The organism is [Pantoea] beijingensis (assembly GCF_022647505.1).
Taxonomy (GTDB): Bacteria; Pseudomonadota; Gammaproteobacteria; order Enterobacterales; family Enterobacteriaceae; genus Erwinia; species Erwinia beijingensis.
In genome coordinates, this window is record NZ_CP071409.1 from 203,431 (window position 1) to 218,432 (window position 15,002).

The following is a 15,002-nucleotide window of genomic DNA, read 5'->3' on the forward strand; positions in this document are numbered from 1 at the left end:
CGGCTCCTGAAGTATTATTCGCCGCGAGGGATGACAATAGGCTGAGTATTATCGGCAATTTGTGCATTGAGCTGTCCACCTGCAATGACCCCAGCGGGGACGGCCCAACGCATCTGTTGTCCGGGGAGAACATATCCCATAAAACCTGGCATCATGATTTTCACGCCTTGTTTATTATTACCAGCGGCAGACCAAAACACGTTGCTGAGCCGGGCATGTACCACACCGTTATTGCGTATGCGAAGGAATGTTTTGCCATCTACGTTATCAAGGCTCCAGTGCAGTACGGGTTTGCTGGCTGTGCTGATGTCGCGTTTAACATCGCTACGTTCATTGGTCCAGATACCTTCGCCGTCGACGAACAGCGGGAGTAAATAGCGCATTTGTAATTGCAACCCGACCACCGCTTTATCCCCATTCTGTTCGGGAGCTGCCATTGGGGAAGGGACTTCATCAATAATGATACGAAAAGCTTTTTCACTCCCCGGACTGACCGGCGTATTACGCATAAGACGGATAAGCTGGCGTTGTCCGGCGGCGATGGTCGCAAAAGGTGGACTGGCAACGACATCCGTTTGGTTGGCATAACGGTCGTCAAAATTTTCCTGTTTCCAGGCGAGTACGCGGACCTGTAAAGAGACCGGCTCCGCTCCGCGGTTTTCCAGCCACAATGCCGAGCCATTTTGGTCCGCTTCAATAATTTGATAGATCGGCCAGACCAATACTGAGCTGGCCGCCCAGGTGGGTGAAGCGATGGAGAGTAAGCTGATGACAAGCAGTGATGATACTATGCGCAGGACAGTACTGATCATTTAAACATCCATCTTTCAATAGGTTAGTGTGACGGTGACGGTGTCGCTATAGCTTCCAGCCGTGGGGGACGGTGTGGCTGCAAATAAGCGTGCGTATACCGGCCAGACTTGGGTGGTCGCAGGAAAATTATTCACCGTTTTCGCCAGGTTGCCGGTTCCCCATACCTGACTGCGCGCGGAGTCCTGATAAAGCTGATAAGCCAGCGTTTGTGTTGCGTTACTGCTATTCGCCATAAAACGCCGGGTTGCACTACCGCCATGGCTGCCATAATCCATTGCAATCGCAACCGTCGCGCCGGGGGTACAGCTCACGACTACGCTACCTGCGCCTACGCTGCTGACCATATCGAGATTGTTTGGAAGCGAAGAAAGTGAACCGAAATTAATGGTACCGAGGTTATCGATCGGGCTGGTAAGTGAGTTACCAAATGCGCAGCCAGCCGTAATGGTCGCTGCCACGGTAAACGTTTTCGTCGTAACGCCGGCTTGGGCGGCATTGAGCGACAAAAGTAAGCTGGTCAGAATGGTGTAATACACAGGAAATCGGTTAGACATCATCTCACCCCGCTACCAGCTAACGGTTACATTAACCGTATCCTGATAAATGCCCGCCGCAGGCGTGTTTTGTACCGGCACACGTCCATATACCGTATGCCATTGATCGGCACCGTTACCGACGTCACTCACACCCGTTGTGTTATCCCAAATGGTGGTACGGGAGGCGGTGGTATAAAGGTTATACAGCACGGTTATCGCGCTATTGGCGGTATTAACCATATTACGTCCGGCGGTATTGCCACTGTTTCCGCCATCCATCAGAATTTTATAGCTGAGACCGTTAATGCAATTGACGCGTATCGATCCTGCCTGTTGAGCGCTGGCCGCGTTAATGATGCTGGATAAGTTGGCATAATTTCCGAAATTCAATGTACCGAAACGGATGTTGCCACCCACGTCCGAACCTGCCGTACAAGCCGGGAGAATCGTGGCAGAAACGCCCAGTGTAGCCGCGTCACATAATGAGAACATCGCAGTGATTGCCAGAGCGGGTAGCGCAGGAAATATTAATAATCCATTGAGGCTCATCATATGCCTTCCTTGAATAACCGTTTAATAAGGGCCTTAGAAAGGCCCAGTCATGATGAAGGGTTACCAGGCCAGTGTAGCGACGACGGTGTCGTTATAGGTTCCTGCTGCAGGAGCAGGAGTGGTCTGGTCTGCTGGCAGTACGCGACCATAAATAGGGATATTTTGTGCGGTGCCATCAGCAGCTAACGGGATCTGTCCGTTGATCGCGATAGCTTGTGTTCTTGCCGTATCAGAATAGAGACGGTAGGCAATATTGCCGCCGTTGGCGGTCATATTTCGAACCCCCTGGTTAGCCGACAGTCCACCATTTAATGCAAGAGTCGGCGTCAGTCCTTCACTACAGATGATAGACACGCCATTGCCACCAGTACCGGTTACGCTTCCGTCAATTGCGTTGCTTAAATCGGCATAATTGCCGAAGTCCAGTGTTCCCCAGTGGTTGACTCCATTCGCAGAGGAACCATTGGAAACGGTACAACCGGTGCTGAGGGTTAATTGAACAGCGACTTGTCCGTTCAGGGTCCCGGCGAACACCGGTGTGGAAAGGATGAAGGTTGCTGCTGTTAATGCGTAAATAGCTTTACTTTTTATGTCCATGATAACTCCCGAATAACAACTGATATAAACCACGCGATACACGCAGCGGAAAGCCACATGCGTAAATCTTCCGGTGATTGATAAAAAATCATGCTGATCTGCGATACGCACGATTTGGGAGATAAGGGACTGATGGTGCCAGCCTTACTTCTGTCGTTCGGCGTCAATCTGTGACTGAGATGGTCAGCAGATTGTGCAGTGGGGCTAATATAAATTAAGTCATATTGCTTAAGTAATGATATTTTTATCTATCGCTAAAAAAGTTTTAAATTCTGATACTCAGCCATAAAGTTGGATTTTTATCCTGAAATAAATGGGTTATATTTATTTTTATTCTAATTTGTTTATTTTTTTAATTTTGGAAATGTACTATTTTTCTTTGGTATTAATAAATTTCTAATGTCAAATTGAGCCTTTGTTAACAGCTGTTGCGTTTGACGATCGTGGACAAGCAGTTGTTGTTTTTGTTACCAAATAATATGTATCGCTCAGCGCTATTTTGTTTGTTTATATAGGAAAAGTCTGAACTTTTGATTGGGCTTTAGTGGGTTCTGGCGGGCGGTCTTTTATACGTTAACGGATACCGTATTGAGCGAATATGGATGCAATAATAAGGTTGTTTAGCGAGGCGCTTGCAATGGCTTAATGGCGTAAACAGTGGGGAATTTCTTATAAAATACTTCTGTGCATTCTTATGGATGACCCCCGTGATTTTTTGCTGGAAATATTCTTTAAGTGAGGATAAAAATACAATAATTTTTTATTGTTGCTATAGAATATATCGGATACTCCATTGATAATGGCTGGAATGGTCTGTGGATTTCCGTTCGTGAGCGTTGATGGAATAAGATAATTCCTAGTGACAGGACGTTAGCCTGTGTTATCCATATTTTTATGGTTTAAACTTCTTCCTCTGGGGTTAAAAATTACGGTACCTGCTGTCAAATTGCGTTTCATATTGGGATAGAAACTAAAAAGTATTTTTGAGCATAATAATCAGAGCTGCTGAAGCTCTCTGAAAGGGGAGTGTTGGCCGAAAATTTTATGTATAAATAATCGATACAGGGCCGCTCTATTTGTTTACTGAGGATGATTAATGACCTCAGTTACTCCAGGTGTGAAACCCTGAAAACCGAAGCTAAGCGTCCCCGGCGTCCGGCGGCTATAGGCCTGTGGCGGCTGAAGCGACTGACTGGCCGATGTCGCCTCGGGATGCATTGCAGTCTTGTTACCGCGCAAGATACTGAAGGCATATAAAATGAATGTCTCATCCCGCGCGGGACGGTAATATTATATAAGCAGCATTAAAGTTATCTGATTCGCTAATTTATATGAGAATAACGTTTCTGCTGAGGCATGGCGTCTTGTGCTGCTTTAGTATGTTGTGATTTTGTTATAAATAAGTGCGTAATAAGTAGCACGCAGCGGCTGGATACATTATTTAAGCCCCAGGGGATGACGATTTTTTACTTTGCGTGCGAGATCCTGTTAAAAAGTATTTTTATTTAAATAACCTTTTAACATTGGTAATAAAAATCGTTAAACTCCACGTTAATCGTTTCTCATACACTGGATTGTCCAATTTGGTCACTCTGTTTCGTCTGTCAACGCGTCGATTACCTGCTCTGGTTGGCGTATGGGCAATTTTGATGTTGTTTGTTGCTCCGGGTGTTTCTAAAGCCCTGGAGTATTGGCATCTATCAGGAAAAGGCGAAGCGACAAGCCATACCATGGCCGCGATGGGGCATATGGACAGGGGCACAATGGCGGTGTCTCACCATGTAATGCAGACAGAGCACTCCGCCAGTGACAGGACTCTCCGAAACGGCGGGAGTAATGGCCATACTGCTATGCCTGGCACCATGAGTATCATGGATGATTTTGCTTGCGGTTACTGCCAGTTATTGGTGCATTTCCCCTTGCTGGCGTGGGTTTTCATCCCGCTAATCTGGCTGATACGATTCTCTTCCCCCTCGCCGCCATCGCAGATTATTCCTGCTTATCCAGTCACCTTCTTTGCTGGCATTCTACAGCCACGCGCTCCCCCAATCGCATAAAATACTCGAAAAATTCAAGCTTCAGCGTTGTTGATTACGACTGCCCACGTTATTGGGAACGCAATCAATTAAATAAGCTGTACCCGAATGATGCAGGGTATAAATCATACCATCAGATGATGTTGCTTATTATTCGGATTCTGGTGGTGATAATAAAATGTAAAAAAATATATGCGCTTTGCGTAGCGTCCCTTGCGTTTTTAAATAAATGATTACGATGCTACACGGGGCTTGTAGATATTCACTTTTTTTGCATTCTTTCCGTCATTACTCCTTTCGGATGAATATGAAAAAAGGAATAGGGACTAAGACTGACTCATTTTGTGGTGATCAAACACGTATCCCGACAATCCTGTTGGAGCGTTCTGTTATGCAAGGAGAATTACTGTGTTAAATCAATTGCAAAAAATGGCAGGAGCAACGGCGATCCTCGCCACTCTTTTTCTCTCTCAACACGCGCTTGCGCACGCGCATCTTGCGAGCGCAGAACCTGCCGATCAAGCGACTATTAGTGCATCACCAACCACGTTAACCTTAACCTTTACGGAAGAAGTTGAGCCGTCATTTAGCGGTGTGAAGATGGTTAACGCTGAGGGTAAAGAGATTGCGACCGGTAAAACGGTAGTGGACAGTACAGATAAAAAGGTACTGCATATCCCGCTGAGTACACCGCTCGTGGCCGATGCATATCAGGTTGACTGGCATGTGCTTTCGGTTGATGGTCATAAAACCAAAGGGAGCTATCGCTTTACGCTAAAATAGCGCTCTTATTGGTCAGTGTCACATACAGCCTGTATTGTCGTGGTCGACTGGTGTTGACCACGACAAATATCGTCAACAGGGCTGGGGTATAGGCAGTGAGGCCGATCAAAATAACCAGAACAGCGCTATTATGACCGCCATCTTAGCAATAAATTGCCATTGCTCCAGCAGCCTCAGAAACGATAACGGGCACCGAATAAGACGCTGGTATCGTTAAAGGCGTTATCGCCAACCTGAAGAGTAACGTTTCCCCAGATATCAAGGTGTTCCTGTATCTTACCTTCAACACCCGTTTTTACTTCGGCCATGTCACGGGTCCCGGCGATGGTGTTGGCAACGTCATCCATTTTCACCCGATAGTCACTGGTATTGTGGATCCAGTTGGCCTCGATGAAAGGCTGAAATTCACGCCCTGTTTTATCATCAAGGACGCTGTGGCCCTTAAGTGACGCACGAACACCAAGGCGGGAGAGCAGGTTACCGGATAGCGGCTCTGAAACCCATGTGCCATTCAACTCACGACGGCCATTGGCATTGACATCCATCCAGATGAGCTGGAATTTAGGCTGTAACCAACCGCTCTGGCGCTGACTTGCCGTCATTGGTAATGTGTAGCCTCCTTCAATCGATGCCGTGAAGCCCTGAGAGTGATAGTTCTCTTTGGGCAGGGCCTGGCCACTGATGGTATTATCAAACCAGTTATACAAAACCCAACTGTCCAGATAGGCCGTGCTTTTATCTTCCTCGGAAGCAAACCAACTGGCATACAATCCCGCGCTGTAGCCTTTAACACTGCCATCTGCACCATAGCCGGTGATAGCTGAACGCGTGTTGCTCTGAGAATGACCGTAACCAACCATTGGACCAACGTGCCAACGGTCATCACCGTTGTTGCTCCAGTCAATGAAATCCTTACCTAGCTGAACGATATAGCGATTAGAGCGAGTTTTGAGCTGATGACTCCCGTCATTAGAACGCGTGTGCCCACCAACCTGCCTTAACCACAGGCCATCAGCGCTCTGGCTGCCTGATGCGTGTGTGACAAAATCGGTTTCGCCCATGCGGTCATGTAACCCGGTATTAAACATCGTATTTGCGGCCATCATATTGGCCAGCAGCGCACCTGATTCAGGGCGGTACACCGCAGACTGCGGAGGGACAATATCTGAACCCGAATCATCCTTCTCATCCGGCGTTGGAACGGGAGTTGGCGTTGGATTAGGCTTAGGGGGCAATTGGCTGGTGAGAAACCAGCTCTCATTTTTTTTCACCAGGCTGTAATCATAGCTCCCGGCGACGATGCGCCCTGACGAGGTAAAGGATCCATAAGACGTCCCATCCACTCTTACAAGCTCAATACCCTCAATGGTCTTTGCTCCACGTCCACCGACGTTATTGATTGTCACCCGTGTTTCGCCCGCTTTAACATCACCCGAGACGATCAGTTTATCGCTTGCTGAATCGTCACCATCTAAGACGGTATTCATCGTCAGTCTACCGCCATTGCTCAGATAGTCACCTTCAACGGTCAGTGTTTTATAGCCGGTGTTGTTTGGTGCGGTGAACGCAATGTCACCATGATTATCCAGCGATTTAACATCTGAATTTGCTGTTATTGCCCACCGGCTGCTGCTATCAAGGGCGAGCTCGCTAATGCGCTGGCTGAAGCCGGTTAGAGAAGTGTTCTGGCTTAATGCAACACGGGTAAAATTTTCTGTACTGTCAGAGATCAGTGAACCGTTCAGCACGCTATTATTCGTTGCATCCAGGATAACGTTGCTCACCAGAGGATCGCCACTGGCGTTCCGACGACTTTTCACGTCCAGAACCTGGCCCGTGCTGCTGTCAAGGAATGTGCTGGCAATGTTCATATTCAGCCGCGCGCTATCTGATGTCACCACGGCTCCCTGATGCGGCTTCACTTTGACGGCATCAAACGAGATTATATTGGGTTGCGTATCCACGTTTCCCGCAACGTAAATGGCCGCACTTTTTCCTGTCGTCACAAGGTCGGCCCCCACCAACGTTAGACTACCGTTAACCAGGCCAGCGGCATAAGCATTATCACCTTTTGTGGTCACCTGCAGGTTCGAACCGGTGATTATCGAATCCGGGTAGGCTATTAGCCCAAAGCTTCCCTGACCAGAGGTCGTTACCGTCGCGTCCGTCAGGGAAATATTGCCGCCGCGCGCGGCAAACACCCCTGTTGCCCCTTCACCTGACGTCTTGATAGTCAGGCTTTCCCCGGCGATTGATTGTTCGCTATATAGCGCAGTAGACTGTTTTCCGGATGTCTCCAGCAGACTATTGTAAAGGTTTGCTGGTCCATTCTGAGCGTTAACGGCAAAGGCTCTGTCACCGGAGGAGGTAAAGGTGGCATCTTTCGCGACCAGGGACGAGTCGTCAGAGGCGATCCATATTGCATCGCCGAAATCACCGGAGGTCTGATAGCGCCCGCCATTAATCGTGACGTGAGCGCCTGCGTTGGCATTTATCGCGTAGGTGTAGATGCCAGAACTGCTGATAATACTGTTATTGAGTTCGATATCACCGTTCATAATGCGAATAGCATCAGCGTTCTGAGCAAAAATCGTACTGTCAGAAATAACGGCGCGGCCTTTATCTGAAAGGGCGCCCGCCTTCAGGCTCAGGCCCATTGCTTTGTCTGTTGCCACAATCTGAACATGCTTCGCCTCCAGTTGGCTGAGGGAGCCTAACAGAATGCCACCATTGGCAGAGTGAGCCGCGTTAACTATCGTCCCCTGTAAAGCGATGAGTGACGCGTTTTTCCCGGCAATTCCCCAGGCCGCTGTTCCCGTGGTACTGATATTCCCCTGCATGGCGCGCACTATTCCCTTGTCCAGGGTTACGGTATCTGCCGCTGTCCCCGTACTGGCCAACGTCGCATTGAATAAATTAAGTTCGCCCTCTTTTTCAACCAACGCCGCGCCCGTTGAGCTACTGCTGGTGAACATCAATCCACTCGCGTCTGTTTTAATTTTGCTTTCGGCCCCAGAGACATAAAGGGGATAATCACCGGCATCGCTGGACGTGTAGTTTTGGGTGACATTTATGCTTTCCCCATTGATAGCCTGAAAGGCGATAGCAGGAACTAAAGGGAGTGATAATAAACATAATCCAGTTATCAAATTATAGTAAACGGTTGTTCCGTGTCGCGACATAGTATTTTCCTTAATAGAAACGGTGACGTCTCTGAAGTTTCCGTAGCTATCGAAGTCACGATGTTTCTTTCGCCTCTCAACGGTATTTGTGCTTACGATGCCAGTAAATCTGGAGTAAAAAGATAATGAACAAAGATAAAATATCTTCCAAAGGCGATCGGTATTCTGAGTCTATCCAGTACGTTAAAAATGGATATCATTATCACGTAGGGAAAATTATTTAACTGCTAGCATAAAACTGTGTCGTGACCAGTAAGTTATTGCAAGCACATTATTTCATAAGATTATAATGAGATATTTTTATTTTGAGAAGTTAGGATATATCCAACATTATTGATGCTGTTTTTTTAAAATTCTTATATCTGTATTTTTATATCAAAGATAGAGAAAATCCTAATTGATATTTCATTGCAATGGTTATTTGGATAATTTACTATCCGTGAAAATTACGGTTCAAAACGTTCTGATGCCAGGACTGATCTATATTATCTATTTTTTATTTTTATTCGTCGGGTTTGAAAAGGGATATGCCTGAAGATAGTGCACACATATAAAATGGAATAATTATGAAGGATGGGAAACTAAAGGTCGCAGTATTTTATGATTTTTCTATATTTCAAAAGGTGATAATTCATTATCTTAAGGTAGAGACAAAAGTCAGCAATGTTGACGTACTTTTTTATCGCTCAATGCACACGTTGCTTACCGCAATAGATGATGGTCAAGTTGATGTTTTATTTACAGAATTTACCTTTTTGTCAAACAATAAATCATGGAGTGTTGATAGCAAAAAGTTCAGCAGGTTGTGCCTCGATCATAATGTAAAAAGAGTGATGGTGGTTGCTAATCAACATCCCTATTTATTACGACATATTGTTGATATGAAATTCGAGGCCACGATAGGCTTGAATGAAGGAATCGCCGGATTCCGTAACATCCTTGAGATGGCCAGCCTGCAAAAAAAAATACCGTCTGTTTCAGAAAAATTAATGCAAAACCTTATTAAAACAGACAAGCGGAAATACCCACTTTCACCAAAAGAATCGGAGGTGCTGTATCTGGTCGCTCAGGGATACTCGATTTCGGAGATTGCTGATAGAAAAAATAGATCAAAAAGTACCGTTGCGACGCAAAAGCAAAGCGCAATGAAAAAGCTCAACTTATCCAGTAATAGTGAGTTAATCAGGTATATGTATGTTACCGGAATGATGGAATAACATAATGCAATATAAAGGATTATTTAAATTCATAATAGTATTGCTGCTGGGGCTGGTATGCCAGAAGTGTACGGCCTTAACACTTCAACAGGCTATTCTGGCTGCAGACAGTTACGATTCCGGCATCCGTGCAGCGCGTGAACTTAACAGCGCAGAGCAGCAAAAGCGTCTGGAAGGCTTCTCTGGTTTATTACCTCAGGTGAGTTTGAATGGCGGAATGTCTAAACAGGACCAGCCTGGCGCCTCTTACGCTGCGGGCGTCACGCGGCATAATTACAGCTTCAATTTGACCCAGCCGATTTTTGATGTTTCAAAGTTTGCCACCTGGAGACGTGCCGAGGCGATGGCCGATCTGGGGCAGATCAATTATATGCTGGCCCAGCAACAGTTAATTAGTGACGTGAGTGAGGCCTGGTTTACCGCTGCTTATGCTTCGCAGGTTCTGAAGAATGCCGAACGCACCCGTGCAGCATTCAGCCAGCAGCTACGCCAGGCGCAGCGGGGATTGGATCTTGGTGAACAAACCCGGCTGGAGGTCGATGAAGCCCAGGCCAATTATGATAGCGCCGCAGCGGAGGTAATTGCTGCTGAAAGCGATCTGAATAATATCAAAATCCGCTTTTCGAAATTAACAGGCTTGTCCGGCAGTCAAATTCCATTGAATACCATGGAGTGTTTCACACCGAAGCCTCTTCTGGCATTGAGCAAGGTTAAAGCGAAATCCAGTACCCAAAATCTTAATGTCCAGGCCGCCATGTTTAGCCTTAAACAAAGCAATGCTGATGTTGTTGCCAGTGCGGGTAATCATTTACCCATTGTCACCTTCCAGGCTTCGTATGGTAATAACTGGAGCAGAGGAGAAGATGAAAACGTCATCGATAGCCTGTTCGGTACGACGTCAAAAACGCGAAATACTAATATCGGCATTAACGTGTCAATTCCAATCTTTGCGGGAGGCAGCCATATGGCGCAAAGCATCGAGGCCGCGCACCGTAAGGAACAATCCAGGCAGTTACTGGTCGATGCCCAACGTAAAGCGCGGGAAGACGCGGAAAGTGCCTGGTATAGCATGATGGCCGGAAGCGCCAAAGTTCGTGCTTACCAAAAAGCCATTATTTCCGCTAAAAAGCGTATGGAATCGACCGAATATGGAAGGGATATTGGTCAGAGAACGATCCTTGATGCGTTGAACGCCGAAAGTGATTACTTCAAATCATTGAAAGAGATCGCCAAAGCGCGGTACGACTATATTACTGCCAATATTCAGCTCGCCAGAGCGACTGGGGAACTCGACTATTCCTACCTGAATAAATTCAGCTGCCCATCACACATGTAGTTTTGTAGAAGATCATTATGCCTAATTCATTATTTCGCAAGGAAGCCCTTGAGGCGAATAAAACAAAATCCATTGGCAGTGTTGCATTATATTGCCCGCCCTACCGCTGGGTGATTATTAGTTTGGTTGGTCTTGTAACCTTCGCTACGCTATTGCTGATTTTTTTCGGCAGTTACACCAAACGGGAAACCATGAGCGGAGCGTTGGTACCGGTGGATGGCGTGATGGATATCGTTGCTGTCAGTTCGGGTACCATCGTGGATCTTCCTATTCATGAGGGGCAAAACGTCCAAAAAGGGAGTGCGCTGGTAACCCTCTCTTCAGAGATCGCCACCAAGTACGGCCAGACGCGCGCGAGTATTGCTGAGCAGCTTGCGCTGCAAAATGAGGCCCTGGCCCAGGAGCGAAAAAACCTCGACAAACTTTCAGCTGAAACTCTCCGGGGCTATGAAAATCAGAAAACCTTTTTAGAACAGCAACTGAAAAAGTTGGACGGCATTTATGCCAGCCGTATTCAGCAGGCCCGGCTTACCAATGCCCAGTTGAAAAAGCTGAAACTGATGCGTGATGAGGGATATGCATCAAATCGCCAGGTTGAAGAGCAGGAAGTCTCACGGCTGGAGGCGGAGTCCAGGGCGCAGGATGTTGCCCGACAGCAGATCGATCTTCAGCAGCAACTGACCCGTACGCTGCAGCAACTTCGCGAGCAGCCACTCAATAAACTCAATCAGGCCAATGACATAGACAGGCGCCTTTCTGAGCTGAAACAGTCGATGATGGAAAACGAATCTCGTCGCTCAATCGTGTTCACTGCGCCGCAAAATGCAACGGTTGCATCTGTGCTAATCAAACGGGGACAGATGGTGAATGCGGGACAAACCCTGGCATCGCTGCTGCCGGAAAACGCCACTCTTCAGGCCCGGATCATGGTCAGCAGCCGGGCAATTGGCTTCATTGTTCCGGGGCAGAGGGTGACTCTGCGCTATCAGGCTTATCCATGGCAGAAATTTGGTCAGCAGTATGGCGTGGTGTCTGAGGTATCCCGCGTTTCACTTTCCCCTCAGGAAGTCTCTGTGATCACCGGAAATTCTCAGGTTCATGAGCAGCACTACATGGTAAAGGTCAAACTCGATAATCAGTTTATCCACGCCTATGGGCAGCAGGTCAAGCTTCAGCCGGGAAGTGGTCTTGAGGCCGATTTTCAGATTGATAAACGCCGACTCTACGAATGGGTATTAGAGCCGCTTTACGCTCTGAGCCATAGCAGTACTCTCTGAAGAAAATAAAACCAAGGTTATATTATGAATTTGCTAGAAAAACTGGACTTTTCCTGGCGTAAACGGCTGCCTGTCATTCAGCAAACGCAGGCGGCGGAATGTGGCCTTACCTGTGTGGGAATGATTGCGAACTATTACGGCTACAAGATAGACATGATCACGTTGCGCCGTCGCTTCTCCACCTCGCTGAAAGGCGCGACGCTTGCCGATATCATGCAGTTATCTCAGCAGTTGGGAATGTCTTCACGCGCACTGCGTCTGGAAATTGACGAACTGCATAAGCTTAAAATGCCCTGCATTCTGCACTGGGATATGAACCACTTTGTGGTACTAAAAGAAGTTACTAAAAAGAAAATTGTCATTCACGACCCCAGTCGGGGAAGGAGAGACGTGGCACTGGATGAAGTATCCAAATCCTTTACAGGCATTGCGATGGAGCTTATCCCGAACGCGGATTTTGTGAAAAAAAAGGAGAAAGAAACCCTCTCAATGCTGAAACTCATTGGTAATGTGAGTGGTATTCGTTCTGCGTTTATCCAGGTCATGATCCTCTCTATAGGGCTTGAGGTCTTTGGTCTCCTGACTCCGTTTTATAGCCAATGGGTGATGGACCAGGTGCTGGTGTCAGCCGACTACGATCTCCTTACGTTATTAGGCTGTGCGTTCATTACGGTGGCAGTACTGCAGAATATCCTGTCGGCGATACGTTCCTGGGTCACGACGTGGTTTTCAAGCATGCTGAGTGTTCAGTGGTCAGCTAACGTCTGCTCCCACCTGCTGGGGCTGCCAATGGCCTGGTTCGAAGAGCGACACATCGGCGATATTATCTCACGCTACGGATCGATTGGCACGATTCAGAACACCTTAACCAGCCGCTTTATCTCTTCCATCCTGGATGGCGTCATGGCCATCGTGACGCTGTTCGTACTGTTTGCCTATAACGTCAGGCTGACGTTCGTGGTACTGGGCATGCTACTTATTTATATCCTGATCCGCTGGGTTTCATTCCGGCCGTTCCGTCAGGCAAATGAAGAGCAGCTTATCGCTTCTGCACGTGCGCAGTCTCAGCTCCTTGAGTCCATCAGGGGCGTACAGGCGGTCAAGCTGAATAATAAACAGGAGATGCGCGTTTCAACGTATGCAAACGAATTGGTTGAGGCAACCAACAAAGGGATACATATTCAGCGTCTGTCAATTAGCTTCAGCACGCTGCAGGGGCTTATCGCCAGCGTCGGCCGCATTGTGCTTTTCTGGATGGCTGCTCTGCAGGTATTAGAGGGGAACTTCTCCGCGGGTATGCTGCTTGCTTTCACCAGTTTTGCCGATCAGTTCACCGGGAGAGCGACGGGGCTTATCAACGCGGTTATTGAGTTCTGGATGTTACGCCTTCACGGTGAACGCCTGGCGGATATTGTCCTGACAGATAAAGAGGGTGATATGGATAATACGGTCGCACTGCCCACGAACGATGCCGCACTGCCGATTGAAGTAAAAAATATTACTTTCCGCTATGCCGCTACCGAGCCTTGGGTCTTCCAGCGTTGCTCCCTGACTATTCAGGCGGGTGAGTCAGTCGCCATCATCGGGCCGTCCGGGCAGGGGAAATCAACGTTGGCGAAACTGCTGCTGGGCTTGCTTAAACCTGAAGAGGGAAGTGTTGAAATTAGCGGCCATGATATTCGAAAGCTCGGAATGACTTGGTATCGGGAACATGTGGGCAGCGTCATGCAGGATGACATTCTGTTCGCCGGTTCAATCATGGATAACATCTGCTTCTTTGATGCGCAGTTTACTCATGAGCGCGTGGAGGCGGCGGCAAGGCTTGCTCAGATCCATGACGATGTTATGGCGATGCCTATGGGATACAACAGCCTGGTCGGGGATATGGGATCGTCTCTTTCCGGTGGGCAAATTCAGCGCGTTCTACTGGCAAGGGCGCTGTACCGCCAACCCAAAATTCTTATCCTTGATGAGGCAACCAGCCATCTTGATATTGCACGAGAGAAAGGAATTAATGATGCAATTAAAACGATGGATATTACGCGTATTATTATTGCTCATCGGCCCGAGACAATTCGTAGTGCAGATAGAATAATCTTATTAAATCAGGGTGGTGTTACTGAAATATCCCATAATTCATTTTAAACGGAATAAATGGATTTTATTCTATTGTTTTTAAATTGTCTTGTAATTAACATTAAACTCGGTAAGTAAACGTTACCTGATGTAATTTAACCAAGTATATTATTTTCTTTAAGGAATAAAGTAATGCGCGAGCTACAGGTTTATGAGATCAAGGAAGTTTCGGGTGCTGGTTTTTTTAGTCAGTTAGGTGCTGGTGTTATTGGCGGTTTGGTACTGGGTACGACAGGCATGATGAAAGTCGGTATTGCCGGTGGTAATACAGGGGGTCTTCTCGGTGTTGGCGTTATTGGCGCACTGGTTGGTGTTGCGCTTGGTGGCGTATTTGGCGCCATTCAGGGTGCCGTTTACGGTGTCATCAATGACTGGGATAAAACTGTGAAGTTATTCAACGAAACGACTGAGCAGTGGCTTGACCTAACGTTAAATAATCCGAAGTAAGACAATAATATTGAGCTTATCGCTATGTTATGAAATTGGCAGCGCGGCATGTTCTGTTGATTATATTTCGCTATCAAATCTACCTGTGAA

Annotated in this window: 12 protein-coding genes; 7 read left to right on the plus strand and 5 right to left on the minus strand. The window is 47.3% G+C overall.

The genetic code is table 11. The annotated features are described in order from the left end of the window. Nucleotides 1–14: 14 nt before the first annotated feature. Genes J1C60_RS00890 through J1C60_RS00905 form a run of 4 tightly spaced genes read right to left on the minus strand, consistent with a single transcriptional unit; the run spans nt 15 to nt 2,498 of the window. Nucleotides 15–812 (minus strand): fimbrial biogenesis chaperone, encoded by a 798-nt coding sequence (locus tag J1C60_RS00890; protein WP_128176898.1) that lies wholly within the window; start codon nt 810–812, stop codon nt 15–17. A 15-nt stretch (nt 813–827) separates the two neighbouring features. After that, on the minus strand, nt 828–1,370 hold the full coding sequence (locus tag J1C60_RS00895; protein ID WP_229655772.1) for a Csu type fimbrial protein: 543 nt from the start codon (nt 1,368–1,370) through the stop codon (nt 828–830). 9 nt (nt 1,371–1,379) lie between these two features. Then, complete coding sequence (locus J1C60_RS00900; RefSeq protein ID WP_229655773.1) at nt 1,380–1,901, minus strand: Csu type fimbrial protein; 522 nt, start codon at nt 1,899–1,901, stop codon at nt 1,380–1,382. A gap of 60 nt (nt 1,902–1,961) precedes the next feature. Then, a complete protein-coding gene (locus J1C60_RS00905) occupies nt 1,962–2,498 on the minus strand; it encodes a Csu type fimbrial protein (protein WP_128176900.1) in 537 nt (178 codons plus the stop codon). A 1,583-nt stretch (nt 2,499–4,081) separates the two neighbouring features. Between J1C60_RS00905 and J1C60_RS00910 the strand changes: the two genes are divergently transcribed. Together J1C60_RS00910 and copC are read left to right on the plus strand one after the other, a co-directional pair. Continuing rightward, entirely contained in the window at nt 4,082–4,555 is a 474-nt protein-coding gene (locus J1C60_RS00910) for a DUF2946 domain-containing protein (RefSeq protein WP_235859164.1), read from the plus strand. Between the two features lie 408 nt (nt 4,556–4,963). Beyond that, nucleotides 4,964–5,317, plus strand: a complete 354-nt coding sequence (copC, locus tag J1C60_RS00915; protein WP_128177224.1) for a copper homeostasis periplasmic binding protein CopC — start codon at nt 4,964–4,966, stop codon at nt 5,315–5,317. Nucleotides 5,318–5,490: 173 nt separating this feature from the next. Here copC and J1C60_RS00920 read toward each other — a convergent pair whose 3' ends face one another. Beyond that, nucleotides 5,491–8,499: an autotransporter outer membrane beta-barrel domain-containing protein gene (locus J1C60_RS00920; protein WP_128176902.1), complete on the minus strand. Its 3,009-nt coding sequence runs from the start codon at nt 8,497–8,499 to the stop codon at nt 5,491–5,493. 566 nt (nt 8,500–9,065) lie between these two features. Here J1C60_RS00920 and J1C60_RS00925 point away from each other — a divergent pair. The 5 genes from J1C60_RS00925 to J1C60_RS00945 all read left to right on the plus strand — a co-directional run bounded on the left by J1C60_RS00925 (nt 9,066) and on the right by J1C60_RS00945 (nt 14,912). Then, a complete protein-coding gene (locus tag J1C60_RS00925; protein WP_128176904.1) occupies nt 9,066–9,716 on the plus strand; it encodes a helix-turn-helix transcriptional regulator in 651 nt (216 codons plus the stop codon). 4 nt (nt 9,717–9,720) lie between these two features. Beyond that, entirely contained in the window at nt 9,721–11,052 is a 1,332-nt protein-coding gene (locus tag J1C60_RS00930; protein ID WP_128176906.1) for a TolC family outer membrane protein, read from the plus strand. A 17-nt stretch (nt 11,053–11,069) separates the two neighbouring features. After that, nucleotides 11,070–12,329, plus strand: a complete 1,260-nt coding sequence (locus J1C60_RS00935) for an HlyD family secretion protein (protein ID WP_128176908.1) — start codon at nt 11,070–11,072, stop codon at nt 12,327–12,329. A gap of 24 nt (nt 12,330–12,353) precedes the next feature. Further along, on the plus strand, nt 12,354–14,474 hold the full coding sequence (locus tag J1C60_RS00940; protein ID WP_128176910.1) for a peptidase domain-containing ABC transporter: 2,121 nt from the start codon (nt 12,354–12,356) through the stop codon (nt 14,472–14,474). Nucleotides 14,475–14,597: 123 nt separating this feature from the next. Next, complete coding sequence (locus tag J1C60_RS00945) at nt 14,598–14,912, plus strand: hypothetical protein (RefSeq protein WP_128176912.1); 315 nt, start codon at nt 14,598–14,600, stop codon at nt 14,910–14,912. The last annotated feature ends 90 nt before the right edge of the window (nt 14,913–15,002 follow it).